Raw genomic sequence first — 25,575 nt, 5'->3', positions numbered from 1 at the left:
AGCTGAACGGCATTAAGTTTCCGTTTATCTGCCTGCTCATTCCTTTAGCCTGCATGTTATAGTGGCACCTTGCCGTGCTAATGAGTAATGAAAACAATGACAATTAAAAACGTTATCTGTGATATCGACGGCGTGTTGTTGCATGACAACACCGCCGTTCCCGGTGCTGACGCTTTTCTGGCTCGAATTCAGCATGAGGGAATGCCGCTGGTGATCCTCACTAACTACCCTTCGCAAACCGCTCAGGATCTGGCTAACCGCTTTGCGGCTGCAGGGCTGGAAGTGCCGGAAAGCGCGTTTTATACCTCGGCAATGGCTACTGCAGATTTTCTGCGACGTCAGGAAGGTAAAAAAGCCTATGTGGTGGGCGAAGGCGCATTAATTCACGAGCTATATAAAGCAGGATTTACCATCACCGATATCAATCCTGACTTTGTGATTGTGGGTGAAACCCGCTCCTACAACTGGGAAATGATGCATAAGGCGGCGTTCTTCGTGGCCAACGGCGCACGTTTTATCGCGACCAATCCGGATACCCACGCGCGCGGCTTTGCACCGGCCTGCGGCGCTCTTTGCGCGCCGATTGAGAAAATATCTGGCCGTAAGCCGTTTTACGTCGGCAAGCCTAGCCCGTGGATTATCCGGGCTGCGCTGAATAAGATGCAGGGTCATTCGGAAAATACCGTGATTATTGGTGATAATCTGCGTACCGATATTCTGGCTGGCTTCCAGGCCGGTTTGGAAACGATTTTGGTTTTGTCCGGTGTTTCAACGCTGGACGACATTGAGGCTATGCCTTTCCGTCCAAGCTACGTTTATCCATCAGTAGAAGATATAGATATTATCTAAGCATTCCTAAAGATGATGGCGGCAAAGCAGCCGCCACTTCTTTTATTCGTTATTGCAATACAGTCCATTGCCATATTTTGCCTAGAAACCAGCCCCGTTAATCGCCTATCACTCTCAATTCCTGAACGCTCACTCCAGTTCAAGGACGGGTTGAAGAAAGCACTCAATGCCACGGTGATCTGAACAATGTAACCGTTCGAGTTACCCGGGCCTACCGCAACAAGGGGGCTCCGGTGGCTCACGCCACTACGATCCCATCACCACATTCGCCCTAATCATTAGCTTTATCAACAGTTCAAATTCATCCACTCCCCCATGGATTTCGTGTTGCAACAAGGCGGCAATGAAATGAATCCATTAGCCAACTAAGTGATTAGGGGGGCGAAAGCGCCAACGCCGCTGCGGCGTGAAAAATGCCAGGGATTCCCTTTTTTGGTGCGTTGCACCAAAGTTCTTGCATTAACTCCCCCTTTTGGCGCATTTTCTTGTAATGCATATTTTCCACACCGCCAAAATTCACAAAACAACAACCTTCTATATTGGCGTGTTTTTTGCATATTTTTCTTATTACTCGTCGTTACATACCTGAAAAATTTCATATTGCAGCGTGAAAAATTAAGGGGATGGAGTCGTTCCACCCAAGCGTAACGACAAACACAACATCAACATCATCACCGCCACAGGCTAAAGAAGTTAGGGAGATAATTATGTGTTCTATTTTCGGGGTGCTCGATCTAAAAACCGATCCAATCGAATTACGCAAAACTGCATTGGAAATGTCGCGATTGATGCGCCACCGCGGGCCGGATTGGTCCGGGATTTATGCCGGTGATAACGCTATTTTAGCCCATGAGCGTTTGTCTATTGTGGACGTTAACGCAGGTGCTCAGCCGCTGTATAACACCGCGCGTACTCATGTGCTGGCGGTTAACGGCGAGATTTATAACCATCAGGCGTTGCGTCAACAGTATGGCGACCACTTTGAGTTTCAGACCGGTTCAGACTGCGAAGTCATTCTGGCGCTGTATCAGGAAAAAGGCCCTGATTTCCTTGACGATCTGCAAGGAATGTTTGCCTTTATCCTGTATGACGCCGAGAAAAACGCGTACCTGATTGGCCGCGATCATATGGGGATTATTCCGCTGTATATGGGCCATGATGAGCACGGCAATATGTTCGTGGCTTCTGAAATGAAAGCGCTGGTTCCGGTATGCCGCACGATTAAAGAATTCCCTGCCGGTAGCTATTTATGGAGTCAGGACGGAGAAATTCGCGAGTATTACCACCGTGACTGGTTCGATTACGAAAATGTAAAAGACAACGTTACCGATAAAAATCAGTTGGCCAACGCGCTGGAAGAAGCGGTGAAAACTCACCTGATGTCAGATGTGCCTTACGGCGTTCTGCTTTCTGGTGGGCTGGATTCCTCAGTAATTTCGGCAATTACCAAGAAATTTGCCGCCCGTCGGGTAGAAGACGATGAGCGTAGCGAAGCCTGGTGGCCGCAGCTGCATTCCTTCGCCGTCGGTCTGGTGGGATCGCCGGATCTGAAAGCCGCGCAGGAAGTAGCGAACCATTTAGGCACCGTGCATCACGAAATTCATTTCACCGTGCAGGAAGGGCTGGATGCGATTCGCGATGTGATTTATCACATTGAAACCTATGACGTAACGACCATTCGCGCCTCAACGCCAATGTATTTGATGTCACGTAAAATCAAAGCAATGGGCATTAAGATGGTTCTATCCGGCGAGGGTTCCGATGAGGTCTTCGGCGGCTATCTCTATTTCCATAAAGCGCCAAATGCCAAAGAGTTGCACGAAGAAACCGTACGTAAATTGCTGGCTCTGCATATGTATGACTGCGCTCGCGCCAACAAAGCTATGTCCGCCTGGGGCGTAGAAGCTCGCGTGCCCTTCCTGGATAAAAACTTCCTCGACGTGGCGATGCGTATTAATCCGCAGGATAAAATGTGCGGAAATGGAAAAATGGAGAAACATATTCTGCGCGAATGTTTCTCTGCGGATCTGCCTCACAGCGTGGCCTGGCGTCAGAAAGAGCAATTCTCCGACGGAGTCGGCTATAGCTGGATCGACTCGTTAAAAGCAATGGCGGCAGAGCAAGTTACCGATCAACAACTGGAAACCGCTCATTTCCGTTTCCCTTACAACACGCCAAATTCGAAAGAAGCTTATTTGTATCGCGTGATCTTTGAAGAGTTATTCCCACTGCCAAGCGCAGCGGAATGCGTGCCGGGCGGACCATCAGTGGCCTGTTCATCAGCAAAAGCCATTGAGTGGGATGAATCCTTTAAAAATATGGATGACCCATCCGGCCGTGCCGTAGGCGTGCATCAGGATGCATATAAGTCATAGTTTGCGGTTTCTGTTGCCTCATTCAGCGCAGCGAACCTCGTCAATAGCGTTCAACAGGGCGGCCTTTGGGTCGTCCTGTTTCTTTCACCGAAAATTCGCTTACTTAATTCCCCCGCAAGTCAATAGACCTGCCGCTTTTAACCTTTTATTTTGTCGTAAAATTCAACAATGAATCTCTATAATTGCCTAATTTATCGCCAGACTGTTCACAAGCCAAACAAACGAACCCTTTCAGCGCTTTTTAGGGAAAAAACTAGTTGACGCAAATCGGCCATATACGCATAATGCGCCCCGCAACGCCGATGAAGGTTGTGCAGAAAAAAGATGGCTACGTAGCTCAGCTGGTTAGAGCACAGCACTCATAATGCTGGGGTCACAGGTTCGATTCCCGTCGTAGCCACCATCTTTTTTCATGTATGCGGGAGTGGCGAAATTGGTAGACGCACTAGATTTAGGTTCTAGCGCCGCAAGGTGTGCGAGTTCAAGTCTCGCCTCCCGCACCATTTTCATCGGTTGTCACAGTAGATGGGATATCGCCAAGCGGTAAGGCACCAGGTTTTGATCCTGGCATTCCCAGGTTCGAATCCTGGTATCCCAGCCATTTCTCTGAAATGGAATACTGTCAAACTTAAGTTGTGATTAAAAAGAATTGTATATCAGTTGGGATATCGCCAAGCGGTAAGGCACCAGGTTTTGATCCTGGCATTCCCAGGTTCGAATCCTGGTATCCCAGCCATACAATTTCTTGTTTTAAAAGATTTAAAGATGGCTACGTAGCTCAGCTGGTTAGAGCACAGCACTCATAATGCTGGGGTCACAGGTTCGATTCCCGTCGTAGCCACCATCTTTTGGGGTATCGCCAAGCGGTAAGGCACTGGATTCTGATTCCAGCATCCCAGGTTCGAATCCTGGTACCCCAGCCATATTTAGAAAAGCTCGCTTCGGCGGGCTTTTTGCTTTTCTGTTTTTGATAAATTATCCAAACTGGATGGTTCGCAGAACGAACAAGTTAGAGAAACCAGCGGGAAATATTCGAGGGTTCAGCGGCCTATCTGTTGTTGATAAGCCGCTCGGAAAGAGATTGTTATAATCCCAGGGCGTATTTCAACGCATGTTCTTTTAATTTTCCTGCTCGCTGGGCGGCAATCAATGCCAGATTACGGACCATTTTCACCGGCGGTAAATCATTGCTGAACGCGGTGTAGAATAAATCCATTCCGCTTTGCATCATCAGATTGTCGGTACGCCGTTTACGTTGATAACGCAGCAATACGGTTTCGCTATCCCAAGGCTCGGCCAACTCTCGCGCCTCATTCATCACATCCAGCAATGCATCCACGTCGCGATAGCCCAAATTAACCCCCTGCCCGGCCAGCGGGTTGATGGTATGAGCCGCATCCCCCAACAACACTAATCCTGATTGCACATAGCGTTGCGCATGACGACGGGTTAACGGGAAGGAACCGGCGGCAATCGCATTCACTCGCCCCAGACGCTCAGGAAATGCGGCTGCAATTTCCTGATTCAACTGTGCCAGAGGCAGACTTTGCAACTGGCGGATGCGTTGCGGACTGTCGTACCACACCAGCGAAGCCCAATTATCAAACAACGGCAAAAACGCTCGCGGCCCGGAAGGAAAAAATTGCTGCCAGGTTACATCCTGCGCCGGCGCGCCGGTATCTACGGTAATCAACATACAAGACTGACGATATTGCCAGCCGCTGGTGCCAATACCGGCTAAACGGCGAACCAGAGAATTCGCCCCATCGGCACCTACCACCAAACGCGCCTGTAGCTGCTCCTGTGTGTCTAACGTGAGCTGCCAATGTTGTTCCACTCTTACCATGCTTTGTAAGCGTGACGGGCACAGTAGCGTTAAATTTGTGCACTCATCGATCTGTTGCCACAGCGCCAACTGTAAAACCCGATTTTCCACCATAAAACCCAGTTCGGGCAGTGACAAAGATGCCGCATCGAATACCACTTTAGAGCCGGGCATTTCCCAAGTTTCCAGGCGACGATAAGGGGCATAACGCATTTCCTGCACTCGTTGCCAGGCCCCCAGCTGCTTTAGCAAGCCTACCGAGGTACAGCCAATGGCGGAAATCCGCAGATCCGGCGCGCTTTGGCTATCAAATACCGGCGGTGCTTCATGCTCCAGTAGCGCCACCGACCAGCCGCGTTGCGCCAGCCCTAATGCCGCTGCTGCACCGACCATTCCGCCCCCTACCACGACAACATCGTAACTTTGTTGAGATTTTTTCATTTCGGCTACGCTTCAAAAAATTGAGGTTACGCCCACCATTTTGGGCATTTTTTCTGACGTCAGTGTACCGGATTTTTCCTTAACACTGCAGGTTAACTCAGACTTCCCGCACTGGTTTCACTCCGGCCAAATGACTACAATACCCCACAAGAACTCAGTCTTTGCGCTATTCACACCGCTCGGAGCAAAATAAAACCCAATGACAAAAAAACTCCATATCAAAACCTGGGGCTGCCAAATGAACGAATATGATTCGTCTAAAATGGTAGACCTCCTGGCCAGCACGCACGGTTATGAGTTAACCGATGTGCCTGAAGAAGCTGATTTACTGTTGCTCAATACCTGCTCCATTCGCGAAAAGGCGCAGGAGAAAGTCTTCGCGCTGCTGGGGCGTTGGAAGCAGTTGAAAGAAACCAATCCGCAGTTAATCATTGGCGTGGGTGGCTGTGTGGCCTCTCAGGAAGGTGAACATATTCGCCAGCGTGCGCCTTGCGTAGACGTTATTTTCGGGCCGCAAACTTTGCATCGCCTGCCGGAAATGCTCAACCACGTTCAGGGAACCCGAAGTCCGATTGTTGATATCAGTTTCCCTGAAATAGAAAAATTTGACCGTTTACCGGAACCTCGCGCCGAAGGTCCTACCGCCTTTGTTTCCATCATGGAAGGCTGCAATAAGTACTGCACCTTCTGCGTAGTACCTTACACCCGAGGGGAAGAGGTCAGCCGGCCAAGTGATGACGTGCTGTTTGAAATCGCTCAGTTAGCGGCTCAAGGCGTGCGGGAAGTCAATCTGCTCGGTCAGAACGTTAATGCCTACCGCGGGGCTACCTATGACGGCAATATCTGTAGTTTTGCCGAACTGTTACGTCTGGTAGCTGCGATTGATGGTATAGATCGCATTCGTTTCACCACCAGCCATCCTATCGAATTTACCGATGATATTATCGCAGTGTATGAAGATACGCCTGAATTGGTTAGCTTCCTGCATTTGCCGGTACAAAGCGGTTCGGATCGTATTCTAACCATGATGAAACGCGCCCATACCGCGTTGGAATACAAATCTATCATTCGGAAATTACGCAAGGCTCGCCCGGATATTCATATCAGCTCCGATTTTATCGTGGGTTTCCCCGGTGAAACTCAGGCCGATTTTGAGCAAACCATGAAGCTGGTTGCGGAAGTGAATTTTGATATGAGCTACAGCTTTATCTACTCTTCACGTCCCGGAACGCCGGCGGCAGATTTGCCGGATGATGTTTCCGACGAAGAGAAAAAGCAGCGGCTGCATATTTTGCAAGATCGTATTACTCAGCAGGCTATGAATTTCAGCCAGGCGATGATTGGCACCGTCCAGCGGGTATTGGTGGAAGGCACCTCACGCAAAGACGTAATGGAACTGGCTGGCCGCACTGAGAATAACCGCATTGTGAATTTCGCAGGCTCGCCGGAGATGATCGGTAAATTCGTCGATGTCGACATTGTTGATGTCTACACCAACTCTCTGCGCGGCGTGGTGGTACGGACCGAAGATCAAATGGATTTACGCAGCGTAGAATCGCCGCAGTCGGTGATTGCCCGTACCCGCAAGGAAAATGACCTTGGCGTAGTGCAATACCACCCTTAGTCTGACCCAATGACTTTTGATGATTTTCTTTCAAAAATTCACAAACTGAATCATTGAAGGCCATCAGCCCGTGGGACGCGTGATTTTTGCGCACCATCGCACAGATAGACAAGCAGTGGGCTTGCGTCCACTGCGCTCACCATGAATAATTCCGGAATGACATGTATTATTGATATCAGGCATAACGGAAAAGAAATACTCGCCTTATGTGAATCAATATCAACCGGCCCGACGTGACCTAGAGAAACTCAGTGACTCAGAGAAACAATTTGCACGTAACGACACAAGAAATCCTGCTTGAGCCCACCGACAATCAGCGTTTGCTGAGCCTGTGCGGCCCTTTTGATGACAACATCAAACAGCTTGAACGCCGGTTGGGCATTGAAATCAATCGCCGCGATAACCGTTTTAAGCTGGTCGGTAAGAACATCTGCGTCAATGCGGCAGCAGAAATCCTGCGCCACCTCTACGTAGACACCGCACCGATTCGCGGCGTCGTTCCTGATATCGATCCAGAACACATCCACCTGGCAGTGAAAGAAAGCCGGGTGCTGGAGCAAACGGCAGAAAGCGTCCCCGATTACGGTAAAGCGGTAAATATCCGCACCAAGCGCGGCATGGTGAAGCCTCGTACACCAAATCAGGCGCAATACATTGCCAATATTCTCGACCACGATATTACTTTCGGTATCGGCCCTGCCGGTACGGGTAAAACCTATTTGGCGGTTGCGGCGGCGGTAGATGCGCTGGAACGACAGAACGTGCGCCGTATTCTGCTGACTCGTCCGGCGGTTGAGGCCGGAGAAAAACTGGGCTTTCTGCCCGGCGATCTCAGCCAGAAAGTCGATCCCTATCTGCGGCCGCTTTACGACGCCCTGTTTGAAATGCTGGGTTTCGAGCGCGTAGAAAAACTGATTGAACGCAATGTGATTGAAGTTGCGCCGCTGGCCTATATGCGCGGCCGAACGCTCAATGATGCGTTTATCATTCTGGATGAAAGCCAGAACACCACTATCGAACAGATGAAGATGTTTCTCACCCGAATAGGTTTTAACTCCAAAGCGGTCATCACTGGCGATATCACCCAAATCGATTTACCTCGCCATCAGAAATCGGGTTTGCGCCATGCCATAGAAGTACTGTCGGACGTAGAGGAACTCAGCTTCAACTTCTTCCACAGTGAAGACGTAGTGCGGCATCCTGTGGTGGCTCGGGTAGTTATCGCCTATGAAGCCTGGGAAGCAGCAGAACAAAAACGTAAAGACGCCAGCGCCGAGCAACGCAAGCGTGAAAACCACACCCCGTCAGAGCAGGAGGCTCAGTGAGCCAGGTTATATTAGATTTACAGATTGCCTGTGAAAACAGTCAGGGTTTGCCAACTGAAGCCGACTTCCAACGCTGGCTGGAAGCCGTATTGCCTCAGTTTCAGGAAGAGTCTGAAGTCACTATTCGAGTGGTTGACGATGCGGAAAGTCATGAACTGAATTTGACCTATCGTGGTAAAGATAAGTCAACCAACGTACTATCCTTTCCCTTCGAAGCACCGCCTGAAATAGAATTGCCGCTGTTGGGCGATTTGATCATTTGCCGCCAAGTGGTTGAACAGGAAGCCGTTGAACAGAATAAAGCCGTATTGGCCCATTGGGCGCATATGGTTGTTCACGGCAGTCTTCATCTGCTAGGGTATGACCACATCGTCGATGACGAAGCCGAAGAAATGGAGTCGATTGAAACTGAAATCATGCAAAGTCTGGGTTATCCGGACCCGTATCTTTCAGAAAAAGACCCCGAATAATGCGTTGGCAGCGTGCTATTTACGCTGCTGATAATGACAATACTTAACATGAGTAAACTTAACTAAAACGCCATGAGCGACGACCATTCACAAAACAATGATAGCCCCAGTCCCAAGAAAGGGTTCTTTACTCTTATCCTTAACCAATTGTTCCACGGCGAACCTAAAAACCGTGGCGATCTGGTCGAGCTTATCCGTGACTCAGAACAGAACGATCTGATCGATCCCGATACCCGTGACATGCTGGAAGGCGTCATGGACATTGCCGAGCAGCGCGTGCGGGATATTATGATCCCTCGCTCTCAAATGGTCACACTCAAGCGTAACCAAACGCTGGATGAGTGCCTGGATGTGATTATTGAATCCGCCCACTCCCGCTTCCCGGTGATCAGTGAAGATAAAGATCACATTGAAGGCATCCTGATGGCCAAGGATTTGCTGCCGTTTATGCGCACAGATTCCGAACCGTTCAGCATCGACAAAGTGTTACGGACGGCAGTTGTCGTGCCGGAGAGCAAGCGTGTCGACCGGATGCTAAAGGAATTCCGCTCCCAACGTTATCATATGGCGATTGTCATTGATGAGTTTGGCGGTGTTTCTGGGCTGGTTACCATTGAAGACATTCTGGAACTGATCGTTGGCGAAATTGAAGATGAGTACGATGACGAAGAAGATCGCGACGTTCGTCAGCTCAGTCGTCATACCTACACCATCAGGGCATTGACTCAAATCGAAGATTTTAACGAAGTGTTCAATACCCATTTTAACGATGATGAAGTGGACACGATCGGTGGTTTAGTCATGCAAGCCTTTGGTCATCTGCCTGCGCGCGGTGAAACCATTGAAATTGAAGGTTATTTATTCAAAGTTGCCATGGCTGATAGCCGACGTATTATTCAGGTTCACGTTAAAATCCCGGATGATGCACCACAACCGAAATTGGAAGAATAAATTCTCGATGGCTAACGCTTCGTTATTCAATCGCCAGTGGGTTCGCGCCCTACTGGCGCTGTTTTTTGGTGCCAGCGGTACGCTGGCATTTTCCCCCTTCGATTTCTGGCCAGCCTCGCTGGTATCCCTGTTTGGTTTACTCAGTCTGACTTTAAATCGCAGTACTCGACAGTCTGCCTTTATCGGTTTTATCTGGGGAATGGGGCTATTTGGCACTGGCGTAAACTGGGTTTATGTCACTATCGCCGAATTTGGCGGTATGCCGACGATGGTCAACCTATTCCTGGTAGTGTTACTGGCGGCCTATTTGTCGCTCTACACCATGCTGTTTGCCGGTGCGCTAACCCGCCTGTGCCCGAAACCTACCTGGTGGCGCTTAGCCATTGCCGCGCCTGTCTTATGGCAACTGAGCGAGTTTTTACGCGGCTGGGTGCTGACCGGTTTCCCTTGGCTACAGTTCGGTTATACCCAGATTAACGGGCCGCTGAAGGGCATTGCGCCGATTTTAGGCGTCGATGGCGTTACCTTTATTCTGGTCGCCATCAGTGGATTACTGGCTTATGCGATCCACCAGCGACGCTGGCTGCCAGCGGTTATTGCTACGGCATTACTGCTGCTGCCCTGGCCGCTGCGCCAATGGCACTGGTTTACCCCTCAGCCGGAACGCGCTGTGAATGTGGCGATGGTGCAAGGTAATATTGCTCAATCGTTAAAGTGGGACCCGAAGGCACTGATCGATACCCTGCAAGTGTATTTGAATGCCAGCCAACCTTATATGGGCAAAGCGCCGATTATTATCTGGCCTGAATCCGCTATTCCCGATATTGAAACCGATCAAACTGCCTTCCTGACCATGATGGACAGCTTGATGCGCGCCAATCACAGTAGCCTGATTACCGGTATTGTTGACGCTCGCAATACGCCGGATGGCTACCGTTTCTTTAACAGCCTGATTGTGCTCGGCGATAAAGAGCCCTACCAATATCCGACGCTAAATCGCTACAGCAAACATCATCTGGTGCCTTTCGGTGAATATGTCCCGCTGGAAGCCCTGCTGCGGCCACTGGCACCCTTATTCAACCTGCCAATGTCTTCATTTAGCCGCGGTAGCTATGTGCAACCACAGGTCACCGTAGCCGGTTTTGATATGACGGCGGCGATTTGTTACGAAATTATTCTGGGCCAACAGGTGAGAGATAATTTCAAAGCGAATTCGGATTTCCTGCTAACCATTTCCAATGACGCCTGGTTTGGCCATTCCATCGGCCCATGGCAGCATTTCCAGATGGCGCGCATGAGAGCGCTGGAGCTGGGTCGTCCTCTGCTGCGTAGCACCAACAACGGCGTCACCGCTGCGGTGGGAGCTGACGGTAACGTATTGGCTCAGATCCCGCAGTTCACGCGCGAGGTGCTGGAAGTGAAAGTGACACCAACCACCGGTCTGACGCCTTATGCCCGTTTTGGCGGCTGGCCACTCTGGGTGATTACGCTGATTTTCGGTGTGATCACACTGGGTTTCGTCGCGCGTTCAGGTAAGAATTAATCGATCCGAACGCATCCTTGGTTCATTCAACGTAAAAAATCGCCGCAGCATCTCTGCGTTGCGGCGATTCATTTCCCCGTCAAACATCAAAAATTTCATCAAGCTAACGCCATTACGGCACGAGATGTTTGCTAAATTTGTATCAAAATAGCGCTGTTTAAGCGGATTGCGGCCTTATTACCCGTATTGCGTTAATATTGCGCATTGGCATGGCGGCTGTTATCGTTCTCATCAATACGAATAATTAGCATAATCATTAACTGAGACTGTATGCAACTGAATCCAGAATTTATCCTGACAACTGAAGATCAGTTGAGTCAGCACTATGCGTCGCCTAATAAAAACGTGGTGCAAAAGCAGATTGATCATCTCGATAGCTATGCCCGAAAGCTGATCGCTGCTTCTCCCTTCGCCATTTTAGGTACCTTTGGTGCCAACGGCGTTGACTGTTCACCTAAGGGAGGAGAACCCGGTTTTATGCATGTTGAAGACGATAAAACCTTATTATTTCCGGACCGCCCAGGAAATAACCGTCTGGACGGCATCCGTAATCTGCTGCAAAACCCATTCCTCGGTATTTTGTTCCTGATTCCCGGCTGGAATGAAGGTTTTCGAGTAAATGGCCGCGCTAAGATCAGCGTTGATCCAGAACTGTGCAACCGCTTTGCACAAAATGGGCAGCCCGCGCGCAGCGTTCTGGTGATCGAGGTTACCGAAGTCTTTATTCACTGTGGCCGAGCCATTACTTTTGCCGAGCTGTGGAACCCGGAAAAACAGCTCAAAAAAGAACAGCTTCCATCGGCGCTGGAGGTGTTTAAAGCCCATTTAGCTATTACCCAACAGATCACTCCAACCGAATAGTCGCCTTTTCCCGCATTTTCTCTCCCGTTTCCCGCGGGAGAGCCACAATTGGCACACGCCTTGCAATATTCCTTGTGATTCTGGTCGTTATTCCTCGGTTTTCTTATTCTCAGCCAAGGCTGGCCGTTTTATTGCACAAATTTAGCGCATTTACAGCACGAACTTGGTGCATCTTTGTTTAATTGCCTTTATTTGGTGCGATTTCCGTCTCAAAAAGCAAACATTTTAATATCATTTATATAACAAGATACGTTTTTATCGCGATAATCTGTTACAAGTAAGTGAAGAGATCGCTCGTTAATAAAGCGGTAATGATTTTTTCGTCATATACCCAATTCAGATAAGACGATTTCAGCATCACAACATCAAGCAGCACCATAACATCACAGGAGTTGGACCATGCAAATGCGTAAACTGGCGTTATCGCTACTGTTAGTTGGAATGGCAAGTAGCGTAGCCCATGCGGAAGAACTGGCTGGCACGCTGAAGAAAATCAAAGATAACGGCGTGATCGTCGTTGGCCATCGTGAGTCTTCCGTTCCCTTCTCTTATTACGATAATCAGCAGAAAGTGGTCGGTTATTCACAGGACTACTCCAACCTGATCGTCGATGCGGTGAAGAAAAAACTGAATCTGCCGGATTTACAGGTCAAGCTGATTCCCGTGACGTCACAAAATCGTATTCCATTGCTGCAAAATGGCACCTTTGATTTTGAGTGTGGTTCCACCACCAATAATGTCGAGCGCCAGAAACAGGCCGCATTCTCCAATACCATCTTCGTGGTTGGCACCCGTTTGCTGACCAAAAAAGACTCTGGTGTTAAAGATTTCAAAGACTTGGCTGGTAAAGCCGTGGTAGTGACTTCCGGTACCACTTCTGAAGTGCTGCTGAACAAATTAAACGAAGAAAACAAAATGAACATGCGCATTATCAGCGCCAAAGATCACGGTGATTCCTTCCGTACGCTGGAAAGCGGCCGCGCCGTCGCCTTTATGATGGATGACGCTCTGCTGGCCGGTGAACGCGCCAAAGCCAAGAAATCAGGGGATTGGGAGATTGTAGGTACACCGCAATCTCAGGAAGCCTACGGGTGTATGTTGCGTAAAGATGACCCGCAGTTTAAAGCGTTAATGGATGAAACCATTGCCAACGCGCAAACTTCTGGCGTAGCAACCAAATCCTTTGAGCGCTGGTTCACGCAGCCTATCCCGCCGAAAAATCTGAACCTGAATTTCTCTCTGTCTGATGACATGAAAAAGCTGTTCAAAGAACCTAACGACAAGGCATTGAACTAAAAATAATATCCGGGGCAGTACGCTGTCCTGGTGATTGATGATGACCGCTTGGTAGACAGGATGCGGGGTGGCCGTTCCCCACTCCGCATTTTTTTGTTTCCTTTTGGTCAGCGCGGTGCGGCTATTCATCATCAGTCTTCAGGGTGGTTTCTCCACCCTTTTAAGGGAGTTAGCTATGTCTATAGACTGGAATTGGGGGATTTTCCTTCAACCCGCCCCATTCGGTAACACCACCTACCTAGGCTGGATCTGGTCTGGTTTTCAGGTCACGGTTGCGCTGTCGTTGAGCGCATGGGTTATTGCCTTTTTCGTCGGTTCCCTGTTCGGTATTTTACGAACCGTCCCCAATCGGCTTCTGTCATCAATCGGTACCTGTTACGTGGAGTTATTCCGTAACGTCCCGCTCATTGTGCAATTCTTTACCTGGTATCTGGTGGTTCCCGAACTGCTGCCGACCCATATCGGCATGTGGTTTAAAACTGAGCTAGACCCGAATATACAGTTTTTCCTTTCTTCCATGCTATGCCTTGGGCTGTTCACCGCGGCTCGCGTCTGTGAGCAGGTTAGAGCCGGTATTCAATCCCTGCCGCGAGGCCAAAAGGCCGCCGGGCTGGCGATGGGCCTGACTCTGCCGCAAACCTATCGCTATGTATTATTGCCCAATGCCTATCGCGTCATCATTCCGCCGATGACTTCCGAAATGCTGAATCTGGTAAAAAACTCGGCGATTGCATCAACTATAGGTCTGGTGGATATGGCGGCGCAGGCCGGTAAACTGCTGGATTATTCCGCGCATGCCTATGAATCCTTCACGGCTATCACGTTGGCTTATGTCTTAATTAACGCCGTTATCATGCTGATTATGCGATTGGTGGAAAAGAAAGTGCAGTTACCCGGCAATTTGGGGAGTAAATAATGTACGAATTTGACTGGAGTTCCATCGCGCCCAGCATGCCTTATTTGCTACAAGGGCTGGCCGTTACGGCCAAAATTACCGTTATTGCTATCGTTTTCGGCATTCTGTGGGGCACCATACTGGCGGTGATGCGTTTGTCGTCGATCAAAGCGATCAGCTGGTTTGCCACCCTTTACGTCAATCTATTCCGTTCAGTGCCTTTAGTCATGGTATTGCTGTGGTTCTATCTAGTGGTTCCAAGCTTATTACAAAATGTGCTTGGGCTATCGCCAAAAACCGATATTCGGCTGATCTCAGCCATGGTAGCCTTTTCCCTGTTTGAAGCGGCGTATTACTCGGAAATTATCCGAGCGGGAATTCAAAGCATTTCCCGCGGACAATCATCCGCCGCCCTGGCTTTAGGGATGACCCAAGGCCAATCGATGCGTCTGGTTATTTTACCTCAGGCATTTAGGGCGATGGTTCCGCTCTTGCTCACTCAGGGCATCGTGCTATTCCAGGATACATCGCTGGTGTATGTGCTTAGTCTGGCCGATTTCTTCCGCACCGCGACCACCATCGGTGAGCGTGACGGTACTCAGGTCGAAATGGTTCTGTTCGCCGGTTTGGTTTATTTTGTTATCAGTATTGCGGCGTCGATGCTGGTTAACTATTTGAAGAAAAGGACTGTTTGATGATTTCCCTGAAAAATGTTTCTAAGTGGTATGGTCACTTTCAGGTTTTGAGCGACTGCTCCACCGAAGTTAAAAAAGGTGAGGTCGTGGTAGTCTGCGGTCCTTCAGGCTCAGGCAAGTCCACCCTGATTAAAACCGTCAACGGGCTGGAACCTATTCAGCAAGGCAATATTTTAGTTAACGGTATCGCCGTGAATGATAAAGGCACCAATCTGGCTCAGCTGCGTTCCAAAGTCGGCATGGTTTTCCAACATTTCGAACTGTTTCCTCATTTATCGATCATCGAAAACCTGACGCTGGCGCAGGTAAAAGTATTGAAACGCGATAAAGCCGCCTCGCGGGAAAAAGGGCTAAAACTGCTGGAACGTGTCGGGTTAACGACTCACGCCGACAAATTCCCATCTCAACTTTCCGGCGGTCAGCAACAACGCGTCGCCATCGCCCGTGCGCTGTGCATGGACCCTATCGCCATGCTGTTTGACGAACCGACCTCGGCGCTCGATCCGGAAATGATCAATGAAGTGTTGGACGTCATGGTCAAACTGGCTCACGAAGGCATGACGATGATGGTAGTCACTCACGAAATGGGCTTTGCCCGTAAAGTGGCGCATCGGGTGATCTTTATGGATGAAGGGAAAATTGTCGAAGACAGTAATAAGGACGATTTCTTCAACAATCCTAAATCTGAGCGAGCGAAAGACTTCCTCGCCAAGATTCTGCACTAAGGCCTAGCCAATAATTATCCTCCCTTTCGGGGGAGGATTCGGATATCCCCTCTTGTTTTTCAGTGCCGTTTATTGCCTCTTTTGACTATTTTGTCCATTGTCGACAACAAATAGAAACAACAAGAGGAAACCCTATGTCCCGCTCTATTATTATCGATTGTGATCCCGGCCATGACGATGCCATGGCACTGATTCTGGCTCTCGCCTCCCCCGAACTGAAAATCGCAGCTGTGACCACCAGCGCCGGTAATCAAACACCGGAAAAAACGCTGCGTAATGCACTGCGCATTTTGACTTTGCTGAAACGTCGAGATATTCCCGTGGCCGGTGGGGCGCAAAAACCTTTGCTTCGCGAACTTATCATCGCCGATAACGTACACGGAGAAAGTGGGCTGGATGGCCCGGTTTTGCCTGAGCCAGATTTTGCGCCGCAAGCGGAAAATGCGGTGGAACTGATAGCCAGAGTTCTGCGCGCCAGCCCGCGTCCCGTCACGCTGGTAGCCACGGGTCCTTTGACCAATATCGCTTTATTCCTCGCCAGTCACACCGAACTGACGCCAAAAATCGAACGCATCGTGATCATGGGCGGCTCGGTGATGTTGGGCAATTGGACGCCAGCGGCAGAGTTTAATATTTATGTCGACCCGGAGGCCGCCGAACGGGTATTCCAATCCGGCATTCCTCTGACCATGGCCGGGTTGGATGTCACCCATAAAGCGCAGGTAATGAGCGAGGATATTGAACGTTTCCGTCAGCTTGGCAATCCGGTGGCCGACGTGGTTGCCGGTCTATTAGATTTCTTTATGCTTTATCATCGCCAGGAACGCTGGGGCTTTAAAGGTGCGCCACTGCACGATCCTTGCACCATTGCCTGGCTCTTGGCTCCCGAGCTGTTCCAAAGCGTTGACCGTTGGGTTGGAATAGAGACTCAGGGCAAATACACGCAAGGCATGACGGTAACGGATTTCTATCAATTGACGGGAAAACCGGCCAATACGCAAATATTGATGGATATTGATCGGCAGGGTTTTATTGATTTACTGGTTGAGCGCGTGTCTCGCTACGGAAAATAATGGTTTTATGACACTCCGCGCAGGCGGAGTGTCTAGAAGTGAAGGTTATGGCTGGAATGGGCGACGGTGGAACTGATCGTGACCGCATTTTGGGCAAAGAGGTAATACTTCCGGAGTATAGAACGCTAAGTGGTGGTGGCATTTTTCGCAAACCAGATTACCTAACCCGACCACTTCCCCACTGTGATAAACCCCGTGGTGGCTGACATCCTTAAACACTTCGCGCCATTCAAGCTGGGTTTTATCGGTAATATCGGCTAATTCTTGCCACAGACTCTCTTTGATAACCCGCATGAAAACGCTATCGGTAAACTCTTCCTTACTTTCTTCGTAACTACGAGCAAACTCCTCCAGATCCCGACGAACGGCCTGAGTAATCTGATCGACTTCGCTGCGCGTTAAATCTTCTACCGTGTTCAGCCGCTGTTCCGCACTGGCGACCAGTTGATCGATATCCCGTTCTCCATTTTTCAAGCGCTCGGTCAGCGATGCCACTAATTCACGGTAATATTGAGCCACCTTGTTCATACAGTCTCCTCGAGTAACCTGTGATAAAGCTTATCTTTCGCCTGATAATTAAAGGTATCTCTATTTATTTTAGCCGTAAATACCTGATGTCACGCGATCATTAGGGTGTGACCGTCCTCACTCTGCCCGTAAATGCTATAGGTCGCGCAGAAAAACGCGACAGTGACCCGTAGAGTGTTGTTGCGGCTGCCGCTTATCAGCTATGCTATGCGGATCTCACTTTATGATATTAAACAGATGATGCTACAGGTGTAGCTGTTTTCACTATAGGACCATTGGCTGCCATGCAAGAGCAATACCGCCCGGAAGATATCGAATCGCACGTTCAGCTTCATTGGCAAAAGAAGCAAACTTTCAAAGTGACTGAAGACGCGAGCAAAGAGAAATACTATTGTCTCTCTATGCTGCCATATCCGTCTGGCCGCCTACATATGGGTCACGTTCGTAACTACACCATTGGTGACGTGATTTCGCGCTACCAGCGTATGCTGGGTAAAAACGTCCTGCAGCCTATCGGCTGGGATGCATTTGGTCTGCCAGCTGAAGGCGCAGCGGTTAAAAACAACACCGCGCCAGCTCCGTGGACTTACGACAATATCGAATATATGAAGAACCAGTTGAAACTGCTGGGCTTCGGCTATGACTGGGATCGCGAAATCGCCACCTGTAAACCTGACTATTACCGTTGGGAACAGTGGTTCTTCACCAAGCTGTATGAAAAAGGCATGGTCTACAAAAAGACCTCCGCGGTGAACTGGTGTCCTCACGATCTGACGGTTCTGGCTAACGAACAGGTTATCGACGGCTGCTGCTGGCGTTGCGATACCAAAGTCGAACGTAAAGAAATTCCGCAGTGGTTTATCAAAATCACCGATTATGCCGATCAGTTGCTGAACGATCTGGACAAGCTGGAAAGCTGGCCAGAGCAGGTGAAAACCATGCAGCGCAACTGGATTGGCCGTTCTGAAGGGGTGGAAATCACCTTTGACGTGGCTAACAGTGCGGAAAAACTGACTGTTTACACCACCCGCCCGGATACCTTCTTTGGCGTCACCTACGTTGCCGTTGCTGCCGGTCACCCGCTGGCGCTAGAAGCAGCCAAAACCAACCCGGCGCTGGCCGAGTTCGTTGACGAATGCCGTAACACCAAAGTGGCCGAAGCCGAAATGGCAACCATGGAGAAAAAAGGCATGGCCACCGGCCTGTCTGCTATCCATCCGTTGACTGGCGAAGAAGTGGCGATCTGGGTCGCTAACTTTGTATTGATGGATTACGGCACTGGCGCAGTGATGGCCGTTCCGGGTCACGATCAGCGCGACTGGGAGTTTGCGACCAAATACAACCTGCCAATTCAGCCGGTAATTCTGACCGCCGAAGGCACCGCGCCTGATTTGAGCGCTGCGCCACTGCCCGAAAAAGGCACTTTGTTCAATTCAGGGGAATTCGACGGTCTGGATTATCAAGCTGCTTTCGATGCTATCGCCGATAAACTGGTCGCGCTTGGCGTGGGTCAACGCAAAGTGAACTACCGCCTGCGTGACTGGGGTGTCTCCCGTCAACGCTATTGGGGCGCGCCAATCCCGATGATCACGCTGGAAGACGGTACCGTGGTTCCAACACCAGAAGATCAACTGCCGGTGATCCTGCCTGAAGACGTGGTTATGGACGGCATTACCAGCCCAATCAAAGCCGACGCCGAGTGGGCAAAAACCACTGTTAACGGATTGCCGGGTCTGCGTGAAACCGATACTTTTGATACCTTTATGGAATCATCCTGGTACTACGCGCGTTACACTTGCCCGCAATATGATGACGGCATGCTGGACCCGGCTGCGGCTAACTACTGGCTGCCGGTCGATCAGTATGTGGGCGGCATCGAACACGCCATCATGCATTTGATGTACTTCCGCTTCTTCCATAAGCTGATGCGCGATGCAGGTTTGGTGGATTCGGATGAACCAGCCAAGCGTCTGCTGTGTCAAGGCATGGTTCTGGCCGATGCCTTCTACTACACCGGTAGCAACGGCGAGCGTATCTGGGTATCTCCGGTTGACGCCATTGTTGAACGTGATGACAAAGGCCGTATTACTAAAGCCGTTGATGGCGAAGGCCATGAACTGGTTTATGCCGGTATGAGCAAAATGTCGAAATCGAAGAACAACGGTATCGACCCGCAAGTCATGGTAGAAAAATACGGCGCGGATACCGTTCGTCTGTTCATGATGTTCGCTTCTCCGGCAGAAATGACGCTGGAATGGCAGGAATCTGGCGTTGAAGGGGCGAACCGCTTCCTGAAGCGCGTATGGCGTTTGGTGTTTGAACACACCAGCAAAGGGGCTACACAGCCGCTGGATATCGCCAGCCTGACTGAAGATCTGAAATCACTGCGTCGCGATTTGCACAAAACCATTGCTAAAGTGACCGATGACGTAGGCCGCCGTCAGACCTTCAACACCGCGATTGCCGCCGTGATGGAGCTGATGAACAAACTGGGTCGCGCGCCGCAGGAAACCGAGCAGGATCGAGCCTTCATGCAAGAAGCACTGCTGGCCGTGGTACGTATGCTGTATCCGTTCACCCCTCACGTCTGCTTCACTCTGTGGCAGGAACTGGGCGGCGAAGGCGATATCGATACCGCTCCTTGGCCAATGGCTGATGAGCAGGCCATGGTTGAAGATTCCAAGTTAGTCGTGGTACAGGTAAACGGCAAGGTTCGCGGCAAGATCACCGTGCCAGCCGATGCAACTGAAGAATACGTACGCGAGTGCGCAAGTCAGGAGCGTCTGGTGGCAAAATATCTGGATGGGGTTACGATTCGTAAAGTGATCTATGTCCCTGGCAAACTGCTTAACCTGGTTGTAGGTTAAGACAAGGAGGAGTTGTGCGACATCGTATTCTGACGCTGTTGCTGGGGTTAGCGGTGCTGGTCACCGCTGGCTGCGGTTTTCATCTGCGGGGCACTACACAAGTGCCTCAGGAACTGCAAAAAATGTTGCTGCAAAGCAGCGATCCTTATGGGCCATTGACGCGCTCTATTCGTCAACAGCTGCGTCTAAGCAACGTCTCCATTGTTGACGATGCGATGCGCAAGGATCTGCCGACGCTGCGTATTTTGGGATCGTCGCAAAGTCAGGACACCGTTTCGGTGTTCCAGAACGGCGTGACCGCAGAATACCAAATGGTACTGAATGTTCAGGCGCAGGTGCTGATTCCTGGGCACGATATTTACCCGTTGAATGTGACCGTTTTCCGCTCCTTCTTTGATAACCCGTTAACCGCGTTAGCAAAAACGGCAGAAAGTGACATCATTGCGCAGGAAATGCGTGAGCAGGCCGCTCAACAGTTAGTGCGGAAATTACTGACCGTACACGCTGAAGAAGTGAAAAAGGCACAGGAAGAAGACGCTAAGCCGGCTACGGCCAAAACAGTGACTCCAGTTGCCTCTGCCCAATGATTCGTATTTATCCTGAACAACTCGCCGCGCAGCTCCAAGAGGGGCTGCGCGCTTGTTATCTGCTGTGTGGGAACGAACCGCTGCTGTTACAGGAAAGTCAGGATCGCATCCGTCAGGCTGCATCGCAGCAAGGTTTTACCGAACATTACACCGTAGCGTTAGATACCCATACCGAATGGGAGAATATCTTCAGCATTTGTCAGGCTCTAAGCCTGTTCTCCAGCCGCCAAACTCTGCTGCTGGTATTCCCTGATAGTGGTTTAACCGCCGCTATGAACGAACAGTTAGCTAAACTGACAAGCCTGCTACACCCCGATATTCTTCTGATATTGCGTGCCAACAAACTCACCAAAGCGCAGGAAAACAGCGCCTGGTTTAAAGCTCTGAGTCCAAAAGGCGCATTAATCAGCTGCCAGACACCGGAACAGGCTCAGCTTCCTCGCTGGGTTCAAACCCGAGCCAAAAGTCTCAACCTCGAAGTCGATGATGCAGCTATTCAACTGCTTTGTTATTGCTATGAAGGTAATTTACTGGCGTTATCCCAGGCATTGGAACGCCTCTCCCTGCTCTATCCCGACGGCAAGTTAACCCTGCCGCGCGTAGAACAAGCTGTCAATGATGCGGCGCATTTCACACCTTATCATTGGCTGGATGCATTGCTGGCGGGGAAAAGTAAGCGGGCCTGGCATATTTTGCAGCAACTGCGGTTGGAAGATAGCGAACCTATTATTTTGCTACGCACCATCCAGCGTGAACTGTTGCTACTGCTGAACTTAAAACGGCAAATGGCGACGACGCCGCTAAGAACCCTATTCGATCAGCATAAAGTCTGGCAAAACCGCCGTCATCTGATGACACAGGCGCTTCAGCGTCTCACGTTGCAACAATTACAGCGCAGTGTGCATTTGCTAACGCAAATGGAGATTCGCCTCAAGCAGGACTACGGTCAGTCTGTCTGGCCTGAGTTAGAGTCACTTTCCATGCTGATCTGTGGCAAAACCTTACCTGAGAGTTTCTTTGATGCTGGATAAGCAGGCTGATAGCGCTAAACCAGAGCGTAGCTTACACGCTCTGTTTGGTGGCACCTTTGATCCCATCCATTACGGCCATTTACGTCCGGTGGAAGCTTTGGCGCAGCAAGTCCGATTACAGCAGGTTATTTTGCTGCCTAATCACGTTCCGCCTCATCGGCCACAGCCGGAAGCCTCTGCGCAACAACGGCTGGAAATGGTAAAGCTCGCCATTGAGGGAAACCCGCTATTTCAGGTTGACGATCGCGAGCTACAGCGCACCACGCCGTCTTACACCATAGATACGCTGGAATCGCTACGTGCGGAACGCGGTCCCGAACTAGCACTGGCTTTTATCATTGGTCAGGATTCATTATTATCTCTGCATAAATGGCACCGCTGGCAATCGCTGTTGGATGTTTGCCATTTGCTGGTCTGCGCTCGTCCCGGTTATGCCAAGAAGCTGGATACACCTGAGCTTCAAAACTGGCTGGAACAACATCAGGTTACGCAACCAGAAAAACTCAGCCAGCAACCCAATGGCTTTATCTATCTGGCAGATACTCCACTTTTGGATATATCCGCTACGGAGATTCGCCGGCGGCGACGTGAAGGACTAAGCTGTGATGACCTGTTACCGCGCGCAATTCAGCGATACATCGAGTTACAGGGTTTATATCGCGAGCCTTAGTCCCATGATATACTTCGCCGCTTAATTTTAGGTATTCGCTGAAAACCCCTGTAGCAATTGCAGTAAACAGCTGGCTTTCAGCGGCATCCTGCCGATAAATACATCATAACCACTCGTAACAGATTGCGTGCTGAGAAGAAATTCCGGCGAAACGTATTATCAGCGAAGGTTATGGACATAAATCACCTGAGGGGGAACCTTTGCAAGGTAAAGCGCTCCAAGAATTTGTTATCGACAAGCTCGATGACTTGAAAGGCCAAGACATTCTTTCTATCGACGTGAAAGGTAAATCCAGCATTACCGATTGCATGATTATCTGTACCGGTACTTCTACCCGCCACGTTATGGCTTTGGCCGATAATTTGGTACAAGAATCCCGTAAAGCAGGCATGATTCCATTAGGAATCGAAGGCCAGGGCGTATCTGACTGGATCGTTGTCGATCTGGGCGACGTTATCGTACATGTGATGCAAGAAGAAAGTCGTCGCCTGTATGAACTTGAAAAACTCTGGGGCTAAAGAGTGAAACTGCAACTGGTAGCCGTCGGCACTAAGATGCCGGACTGGGTGCAGACCGGCTTTATGGATTATCTGCACCGTTTTCCTAAAGACATGCCTTTTGAGCTGATAGAAATACCGGCCGGAAAACGGGGCAAGAATGCGGATATCAAACGTATTCTGGAAAAAGAAGGCGAACTGATGCTGGCGGCGGTCGGTAAAAACAACCGCATTGTCACTTTGGATATCCCAGGCACGCCCTGGGAAACTCCTCAGTTAGCCCATCAGCTGGAACGCTGGAAGCAGGATGGCCGCAACGTCAGCCTACTTATTGGCGGGCCGGAAGGACTGGCTCCGGCCTGTAAAGCCGCAGCAGAGCAGAGCTGGTCGCTCTCTCCGCTGACGCTACCTCATCCTTTAGTGCGCGTACTGGTGGCAGAGAGCCTGTATCGTGCCTGGAGTATTACGACCAATCATCCTTACCACCGGGAATAATCGGGTGATCAGCCTGAGCAACGTGGTGACTTTGACCAGAGTAAGTGTTTAGCGGGATGAAAAAAGAACGTAACCCTTTTCGCGACTATACGGCTGAATCAGCCCTGTTTGTGCGCCGCGCTCTCGTGGCGTTTCTAGGTATTGTTTTACTTATCGGGGTGTTGATCGCCAATTTGTACAATTTACAAATTGTTCGCTTTGAAGATTACCGCACCCGTTCTAATGAAAACCGCATAAAACTGGTTCCTATTGCTCCTAGTCGCGGCATGATATATGACCGCAATGGCATTCCTTTGGCGATGAATCGCACGATTTATCAGCTCGAATTAATGCCAGAGAAAATCGAGAATCTAAAAGCGACTCTCGATGCATTACGTCCTATTGTCGATCTGACTGATGAAGATATTGCGAACTTTGAAAAAGAACGCAAACGTTCCCGACGCTTTACCTCTATTGCTGTCAAAACGCCGCTGACCGAAGTTCAGGTCGCCCGCTTTGCGGTTAACCAATTCCGCTTTCCCGGAATTGAAGTCAAAGGCTACCAACGCCGCTTTTATCCTTACGGTTCCGCACTCACTCACGTTATTGGCTACGTATCCAAAATAAACGACAAAGACGTCGAGCGATTGGATAAAGAAGGCATTCTGGCCAATTACGCCGCGACCCACGATATTGGCAAACTGGGTATAGAACGCTATTACGAACCGGTATTACACGGTAAAACCGGTTATGAAGAGGTAGAAGTAAATAACCGTGGCAGGGTTATTCGTCAACTGCATGAGCAACCGCCGCAGGCAGGTAAAGATATTTACCTGACGCTGGATCTGCATCTGCAAACCTATATTGAACAACTGCTAAGCGGTAGCCGCGCAGCGGTTGTGGTCACCGATCCGCGCACCGGCGGAATTCTGGCGCTGGTATCCAACCCAAGCTATGATCCGAACCTGTTCGTCGACGGTATTTCCAACAAAGATTATCAGGGTCTGCTCAATGACCCGAACCGCCCGTTGATCAACCGCGCGACTCAAGGCGTTTACCCGCCGGCTTCTACGGTAAAACCTTATATTGCCGTTTCGGCTTTAAGCGCAGGCGTGATCAATAAAAATACCAGCCTATTCGATCCCGGTTGGTGGCAGTTACCTGGCTCAGAAAAACGCTATCGCGACTGGAAAAAATGGGGCCACGGGCGCCTGAATGTCACCAAAGCCATTGAAGAATCAGCGGATACCTTCTTCTATCAGGTTGCTTATGACATGGGGATTGATCGCCTTTCCGAATGGATGAGCAAATTCGGCTATGGCGAATATACCGGCATTGATTTATCAGAAGAACGTGCGGGCATCATGCCAACGCGTGAATGGAAACAAAAGCGCCATAAAAAACCTTGGTATCAAGGGGATACTATTCCCGTAGGTATCGGTCAAGGCTACTGGACGGCAACACCCATTCAAATGGCAAAAGCGTTGATGACATTAATCAATGACGGTGATGTGAAAAATCCGCATTTGCTACTAAATACCAAAGTAGACGGCGTGCTGGTGCCTTATCGTCAGGAAAAACAGATCCAGATTGGCGATATTCACTCAGGCTTTTGGGAACTGGCGAAAGACGGTATGTATGGCGTAGCCAACCGCCCGAACGGCACAGGCCGTAAATTTTTCGAAGGTACACCGTATAAAGCGGCAGCCAAGTCAGGTACTGCGCAGGTTTACAGCTATGAGACCTATAACGCGCACAAAGTGGCCGAGCATTTACGTGACCATAAGCTGATGACGGCCTTTGCCCCTTATGATAACCCGACGGTAGCCGTAGCGATTATTCTGGAAAACGGCGGCGCGGGTCCTGCTGTGGGGACTATCACCCGCCAGATCCTCGATCACATACTGTTAGGTGATAATAATACTGAATTACCGGATGCGGCACCGACGCCTCCCGGCACTGAAGGTGATTAA

The 25,575-nt window shown here is 50.0% G+C and carries 22 protein-coding genes and 6 tRNA genes; 26 read left to right on the top strand and 2 right to left on the bottom strand.

What is annotated here, in order from left to right; all coding sequences use genetic code 11:
• Positions 1-96 precede the first annotated feature (96 nt).
• The 8 genes from PL78_RS01265 to PL78_RS01230 all read left to right on the top strand — a co-directional run bounded on the left by PL78_RS01265 (position 97) and on the right by PL78_RS01230 (position 4,147).
• Complete coding sequence (locus PL78_RS01265; protein WP_064512462.1) at positions 97-849, top strand: HAD-IIA family hydrolase; 753 nt, start codon at positions 97-99, stop codon at positions 847-849.
• A gap of 707 nt (positions 850-1,556) precedes the next feature.
• The gene (asnB, locus tag PL78_RS01260; RefSeq protein ID WP_064512460.1) at positions 1,557-3,224 is read left to right on the top strand and encodes an asparagine synthase B; all 1,668 of its coding nucleotides are present in this window, start codon (positions 1,557-1,559) and stop codon (positions 3,222-3,224) included.
• A 326-nt stretch (positions 3,225-3,550) separates the two neighbouring features.
• Positions 3,551-3,627: transfer RNA gene (locus PL78_RS01255), tRNA-Met, on the top strand.
• A gap of 15 nt (positions 3,628-3,642) precedes the next feature.
• Positions 3,643-3,727 (top strand) — tRNA-Leu (locus PL78_RS01250).
• 23 nt (positions 3,728-3,750) lie between these two features.
• Positions 3,751-3,825, top strand: a tRNA-Gln gene (locus tag PL78_RS01245).
• 60 nt (positions 3,826-3,885) lie between these two features.
• Positions 3,886-3,960: transfer RNA gene (locus PL78_RS01240), tRNA-Gln, on the top strand.
• Between the two features lie 31 nt (positions 3,961-3,991).
• A tRNA-Met gene (locus PL78_RS01235) sits at positions 3,992-4,068 on the top strand.
• A 5-nt stretch (positions 4,069-4,073) separates the two neighbouring features.
• Positions 4,074-4,147 (top strand) — tRNA-Gln (locus PL78_RS01230).
• Positions 4,148-4,308: 161 nt separating this feature from the next.
• Here the strand turns inward: PL78_RS01230 and ubiF are convergent.
• A complete protein-coding gene (gene ubiF / locus PL78_RS01225) occupies positions 4,309-5,490 on the bottom strand; it encodes a 3-demethoxyubiquinol 3-hydroxylase (RefSeq protein WP_064512458.1) in 1,182 nt (393 codons plus the stop codon).
• Positions 5,491-5,689: 199 nt separating this feature from the next.
• Between ubiF and miaB the strand changes: the two genes are divergently transcribed.
• The 11 genes from miaB (at position 5,690) to rihA (ending at position 16,948) form a co-directional block, all read left to right on the top strand.
• The gene (gene miaB / locus PL78_RS01220) at positions 5,690-7,114 is read left to right on the top strand and encodes a tRNA (N6-isopentenyl adenosine(37)-C2)-methylthiotransferase MiaB (protein ID WP_064512456.1); all 1,425 of its coding nucleotides are present in this window, start codon (positions 5,690-5,692) and stop codon (positions 7,112-7,114) included.
• Between the two features lie 251 nt (positions 7,115-7,365).
• Entirely contained in the window at positions 7,366-8,439 is a 1,074-nt protein-coding gene (locus PL78_RS01215) for a PhoH family protein (RefSeq protein ID WP_179207957.1), read from the top strand.
• A complete protein-coding gene (ybeY, locus tag PL78_RS01210; RefSeq protein ID WP_049596773.1) occupies positions 8,436-8,909 on the top strand; it encodes an rRNA maturation RNase YbeY in 474 nt (157 codons plus the stop codon). Before PL78_RS01215 ends, ybeY begins: the two co-directional genes overlap by 4 nt.
• A 72-nt stretch (positions 8,910-8,981) precedes the next feature.
• Positions 8,982-9,860 carry a CNNM family magnesium/cobalt transport protein CorC gene (corC, locus tag PL78_RS01205; protein ID WP_049596774.1) on the top strand — a complete coding sequence of 293 codons (879 nt, stop codon included), beginning with the start codon at positions 8,982-8,984 and terminating at the stop codon, positions 9,858-9,860.
• Between the two features lie 7 nt (positions 9,861-9,867).
• Positions 9,868-11,403, top strand: a complete 1,536-nt coding sequence (gene lnt / locus PL78_RS01200; protein WP_064512452.1) for an apolipoprotein N-acyltransferase — start codon at positions 9,868-9,870, stop codon at positions 11,401-11,403.
• A 270-nt stretch (positions 11,404-11,673) separates the two neighbouring features.
• Positions 11,674-12,264 (top strand): MSMEG_1061 family FMN-dependent PPOX-type flavoprotein, encoded by a 591-nt coding sequence (locus PL78_RS01195; RefSeq protein ID WP_064512451.1) that lies wholly within the window; start codon positions 11,674-11,676, stop codon positions 12,262-12,264.
• A gap of 399 nt (positions 12,265-12,663) precedes the next feature.
• A complete protein-coding gene (locus PL78_RS01190) occupies positions 12,664-13,560 on the top strand; it encodes an amino acid ABC transporter substrate-binding protein (protein WP_064512450.1) in 897 nt (298 codons plus the stop codon).
• 175 nt (positions 13,561-13,735) lie between these two features.
• Complete coding sequence (locus PL78_RS01185; RefSeq protein WP_049596778.1) at positions 13,736-14,476, top strand: amino acid ABC transporter permease; 741 nt, start codon at positions 13,736-13,738, stop codon at positions 14,474-14,476.
• A complete protein-coding gene (gene gltK / locus PL78_RS01180) occupies positions 14,476-15,150 on the top strand; it encodes a glutamate/aspartate ABC transporter permease GltK (RefSeq protein WP_064512449.1) in 675 nt (224 codons plus the stop codon). Before PL78_RS01185 ends, gltK begins: the two co-directional genes overlap by 1 nt.
• Positions 15,150-15,875, top strand: a complete 726-nt coding sequence (locus tag PL78_RS01175; protein WP_064512446.1) for an amino acid ABC transporter ATP-binding protein — start codon at positions 15,150-15,152, stop codon at positions 15,873-15,875. The genes gltK and PL78_RS01175 overlap by 1 nt, the downstream gene beginning before the upstream one ends.
• 134 nt (positions 15,876-16,009) lie before the next feature.
• Complete coding sequence (rihA, locus tag PL78_RS01170; protein ID WP_064512444.1) at positions 16,010-16,948, top strand: pyrimidine-specific ribonucleoside hydrolase RihA; 939 nt, start codon at positions 16,010-16,012, stop codon at positions 16,946-16,948.
• A gap of 45 nt (positions 16,949-16,993) precedes the next feature.
• Here rihA and PL78_RS01165 read toward each other — a convergent pair whose 3' ends face one another.
• The gene (locus tag PL78_RS01165) at positions 16,994-17,476 is read right to left on the bottom strand and encodes a zinc ribbon-containing protein (protein WP_064512441.1); all 483 of its coding nucleotides are present in this window, start codon (positions 17,474-17,476) and stop codon (positions 16,994-16,996) included.
• Positions 17,477-17,760: 284 nt separating this feature from the next.
• Between PL78_RS01165 and leuS the strand changes: the two genes are divergently transcribed.
• The 7 genes from leuS to mrdA all read left to right on the top strand — a co-directional run bounded on the left by leuS (position 17,761) and on the right by mrdA (position 25,575).
• Positions 17,761-20,343, top strand: a complete 2,583-nt coding sequence (gene leuS / locus PL78_RS01160; protein WP_064512440.1) for a leucine--tRNA ligase — start codon at positions 17,761-17,763, stop codon at positions 20,341-20,343.
• A gap of 14 nt (positions 20,344-20,357) precedes the next feature.
• The gene (lptE, locus tag PL78_RS01155; RefSeq protein WP_064512438.1) at positions 20,358-20,930 is read left to right on the top strand and encodes an LPS assembly lipoprotein LptE; all 573 of its coding nucleotides are present in this window, start codon (positions 20,358-20,360) and stop codon (positions 20,928-20,930) included.
• Complete coding sequence (gene holA, locus PL78_RS01150) at positions 20,927-21,961, top strand: DNA polymerase III subunit delta (protein WP_064512436.1); 1,035 nt, start codon at positions 20,927-20,929, stop codon at positions 21,959-21,961. The genes lptE and holA overlap by 4 nt, the downstream gene beginning before the upstream one ends.
• A complete protein-coding gene (gene nadD, locus PL78_RS01145) occupies positions 21,951-22,631 on the top strand; it encodes a nicotinate-nucleotide adenylyltransferase (protein ID WP_064512433.1) in 681 nt (226 codons plus the stop codon). The genes holA and nadD overlap by 11 nt, the downstream gene beginning before the upstream one ends.
• A 200-nt stretch (positions 22,632-22,831) precedes the next feature.
• Complete coding sequence (gene rsfS, locus PL78_RS01140; RefSeq protein ID WP_049596788.1) at positions 22,832-23,149, top strand: ribosome silencing factor; 318 nt, start codon at positions 22,832-22,834, stop codon at positions 23,147-23,149.
• A gap of 3 nt (positions 23,150-23,152) precedes the next feature.
• Complete coding sequence (gene rlmH, locus PL78_RS01135) at positions 23,153-23,623, top strand: 23S rRNA (pseudouridine(1915)-N(3))-methyltransferase RlmH (RefSeq protein WP_064512431.1); 471 nt, start codon at positions 23,153-23,155, stop codon at positions 23,621-23,623.
• A gap of 56 nt (positions 23,624-23,679) precedes the next feature.
• Entirely contained in the window at positions 23,680-25,575 is a 1,896-nt protein-coding gene (gene mrdA / locus PL78_RS01130) for a peptidoglycan DD-transpeptidase MrdA (protein ID WP_064512429.1), read from the top strand.

Origin of the sequence: Yersinia entomophaga (assembly GCF_001656035.1) — a bacterium.
Lineage (GTDB): Bacteria > Pseudomonadota > Gammaproteobacteria > Enterobacterales > Enterobacteriaceae > Yersinia > Yersinia entomophaga.
This window is presented reverse-complemented; position numbering and strand designations above follow the sequence as displayed.

What these genes read in the sequence shown, in the direction of transcription:
- PL78_RS01265 (WP_064512462.1), top strand. Translation starts at nt 97, where the DNA reads ATGACAATTAAAAACGTTATCTGTGATATCGACGGCGTGTTGTTGCAT.
- asnB (WP_064512460.1), top strand. Translation starts at nt 1,557, where the DNA reads ATGTGTTCTATTTTCGGGGTGCTCGATCTAAAAACCGATCCAATCGAA.
- ubiF (WP_064512458.1), bottom strand. Translation starts at nt 5,490, where the DNA reads ATGAAAAAATCTCAACAAAGTTACGATGTTGTCGTGGTAGGGGGCGGA.
- miaB (WP_064512456.1), top strand. Translation starts at nt 5,690, where the DNA reads ATGACAAAAAAACTCCATATCAAAACCTGGGGCTGCCAAATGAACGAA.
- corC (WP_049596774.1), top strand. Translation starts at nt 8,982, where the DNA reads ATGAGCGACGACCATTCACAAAACAATGATAGCCCCAGTCCCAAGAAA.
- lnt (WP_064512452.1), top strand. Translation starts at nt 9,868, where the DNA reads ATGGCTAACGCTTCGTTATTCAATCGCCAGTGGGTTCGCGCCCTACTG.
- PL78_RS01195 (WP_064512451.1), top strand. Translation starts at nt 11,674, where the DNA reads ATGCAACTGAATCCAGAATTTATCCTGACAACTGAAGATCAGTTGAGT.
- PL78_RS01190 (WP_064512450.1), top strand. Translation starts at nt 12,664, where the DNA reads ATGCAAATGCGTAAACTGGCGTTATCGCTACTGTTAGTTGGAATGGCA.
- PL78_RS01185 (WP_049596778.1), top strand. Translation starts at nt 13,736, where the DNA reads ATGTCTATAGACTGGAATTGGGGGATTTTCCTTCAACCCGCCCCATTC.
- gltK (WP_064512449.1), top strand. Translation starts at nt 14,476, where the DNA reads ATGTACGAATTTGACTGGAGTTCCATCGCGCCCAGCATGCCTTATTTG.
- PL78_RS01175 (WP_064512446.1), top strand. Translation starts at nt 15,150, where the DNA reads ATGATTTCCCTGAAAAATGTTTCTAAGTGGTATGGTCACTTTCAGGTT.
- rihA (WP_064512444.1), top strand. Translation starts at nt 16,010, where the DNA reads ATGTCCCGCTCTATTATTATCGATTGTGATCCCGGCCATGACGATGCC.
- PL78_RS01165 (WP_064512441.1), bottom strand. Translation starts at nt 17,476, where the DNA reads ATGAACAAGGTGGCTCAATATTACCGTGAATTAGTGGCATCGCTGACC.
- leuS (WP_064512440.1), top strand. Translation starts at nt 17,761, where the DNA reads ATGCAAGAGCAATACCGCCCGGAAGATATCGAATCGCACGTTCAGCTT.
- holA (WP_064512436.1), top strand. Translation starts at nt 20,927, where the DNA reads ATGATTCGTATTTATCCTGAACAACTCGCCGCGCAGCTCCAAGAGGGG.
- nadD (WP_064512433.1), top strand. Translation starts at nt 21,951, where the DNA reads ATGCTGGATAAGCAGGCTGATAGCGCTAAACCAGAGCGTAGCTTACAC.
- mrdA (WP_064512429.1), top strand. Translation starts at nt 23,680, where the DNA reads ATGAAAAAAGAACGTAACCCTTTTCGCGACTATACGGCTGAATCAGCC.